Origin of the sequence: Bacillus sp. GMs2/2 (assembly GCF_050172095.1) — a bacterium.
GTDB classification, from domain to species: domain Bacteria; phylum Bacillota; class Bacilli; order Bacillales; family Bacillaceae_G; genus Bacillus_A; species Bacillus_A cereus.
Genome location: NZ_JBNLYE010000529.1, coordinates 1 through 2,200 on the forward strand (window position 1 = coordinate 1; position 2,200 = coordinate 2,200).

A 2,200-nucleotide genomic window follows, 5' to 3' on the forward strand; every position below is an offset into this window, starting at 1 on the left:
AGTATTTTTTTGCAACACATTGATTTTTTACCAAACACGTATAAAAACCAACAATATGAAAATAAACGACTGGCTAAAATTTTACTTTCAATAAAATAAAAAAGAACCTGCAAATTTGCAGATTCTCCTGATAATGATTTATATGAGTAAGACTCGAAAATATAATACAATGATTCAAAAATAAGTTCAAGTAAATTCAAAGAACCGGCTAGAGTTCGAGTTCTTTCAGAAGTGATGATGTTTTCTAGGCTTCGCAAAGTGAGAAAATACAAGAATATAATACATCGAGATTTAGAGAATTTCAATACTTAAATTAGAGGTTATTTTAATGTGATGTAACATCAGCATTTTGAAGGAATAGCAATGAATACCTTATACATCCCCAGTCTACATAACGTTTTATTATCAGTAGAAAGAAAAAGGAAAATCCCTACTTCCACAATAAATCCGCCTTGCTACTCTATTCATTTTTTGATACATTCCTATCCACCGTTTTAAGGTTCTCTTTTGTACTGTGTTAGCCAAAAAATTGTATAAATCATAATTCGTTTTTCTTCCACCTGTTTCACCCTTTCTACACCCTAGTTTTACAAAATAAGAAGTCATCAAAACTTATATTTATTACTTTCTGTTATCTCCTCTCTCTTGTTCTATGCATAGTCTATCTAAATTTTTATTAGCTACTAAAAAAAGAATTTACAGGACGATTAAAAAAAGCCAAGTGCATTGCACTCGGCTTTATGGTCGATTAAACAATTTTACTTCAGACGTATTAAACTGATGTAGATAGTCTTTAGTAGAAGTATAACCTGAATTCATGAGTGTTTTCTTTTCTTCTTCTGTGATATCAAAATTAAACGCCGACGTAAAGAATGTATTAATAAATACAGTGCGGGCAGCATCTTCTTTGGTGGTTTTTCCGCTCTCATGACCTTTGATCATGGTTTGAGACAAATTCCATGCAAAATGAATAAGAGAATGGCCAATATGATGTTCTGTTGAGGTTGCGATATGTTTTAACATGGCAACCTCCGCCTGAGATTCTAAACGGAAACCAAGTGTTTCTTTGTTGTAGACAATTTCATCTGTAGGATCAAAGAAAGATGCATTGTATTTCGTGTGTAAGCTTCTTAATGTAAAATGATCCTCTATATTGCTTATCAGTTTATTAACCTCGTCAATCGTATCTGTGGTCGTGAAGTGTTCTTCTTTATTCACAAAACTTTTTCGATCAAATAAACGAATTGGGTAGTTATCGAGTACACCTCCGTCTACATAATAATCTTTATCCCATTCCACAGATTTAAAAAAGAATGGGATGGACATCGAAATCCGCACAGCAACTACTAATGGGACATCAGGTGTCGTTTCGCGTGAAAACGTACGAAGCTGGTGTGTAGAAATGTTCGTTCCTTGGAAAAACACGTCTTTTCCTGTTTTGTCATACAACTGCTGAAAAGTTGTGTCCTTACTCCCTGTCCACTTTTCAACAATCTTTCCTACCCACTCAGTGAAGAAATCCCCTTTATAGATACCAAAACCATCAAAAAATAAACGAATGTTATCTTGTACAATCGAAAAATCATCATCTTTAAACGCTTTGAAATTCATGTCTTTGTGGATTTTTACAAGATCTGCGAATGGAATGGAAAGACCTAAAAGTAATGCAGTAATCGCTCCTGCTGAAGTCCCTCCAAATCGTTGTATTTCTGGTAAAATCCCTTCTTCATTTAGTGCACGGATGGCACCTATATAAGCGCTTCCCTTTACCCCGCCACCTTCAAATACTAAGTTACGAAATGGATATGCCATTATATACCTCCAATAAAGAAATTTTCGATCTGTTATAGTATCGGAAGTATATTGAAATATATTCCAAATGGTATTAAGAAAGTTTCATGTCCTCCGATACGTATGGCCGAATTATCTTTATTCAATGGATGAATTGTTTGAAAGAGAAGAAATTTGCTTGGAATGGTAATTTAGTAGGATAGGAAACAGGAAACGGAGCGCATCTTTTGATGCACTGAATAATATCCCCTTTTGAAATCGTATATAACGTAACTTCTTTTCCGATGTCCAAGTAAAATCACGAGTAAGAAATCAAGGAATAATCTACATTTCATAAATCCCTCACTCTCTTTAACATACAATTCAGTGAAATAATTTGTTTCAAATACGTAGAAATATGGTTTAACCA

1 protein-coding gene is annotated in these 2,200 nt (G+C 33.8%); it reads right to left on the reverse strand.

All coding sequences use genetic code 11. From position 1 onward, the window contains the following. Positions 1-738 precede the first annotated feature (738 nt). A complete protein-coding gene (locus ACQGS6_RS26980; RefSeq protein WP_000331129.1) occupies positions 739-1,812 on the reverse strand; it encodes a patatin-like phospholipase family protein in 1,074 nt (357 codons plus the stop codon). Positions 1,813-2,200 lie beyond the last annotated feature (388 nt).

Excerpts from the sequence above, each read along its gene's own strand:
- ACQGS6_RS26980 (WP_000331129.1), bottom strand. The coding sequence starts at position 1,812 with ATGGCATATCCATTTCGTAACTTAGTATTTGAAGGTGGCGGGGTAAAG.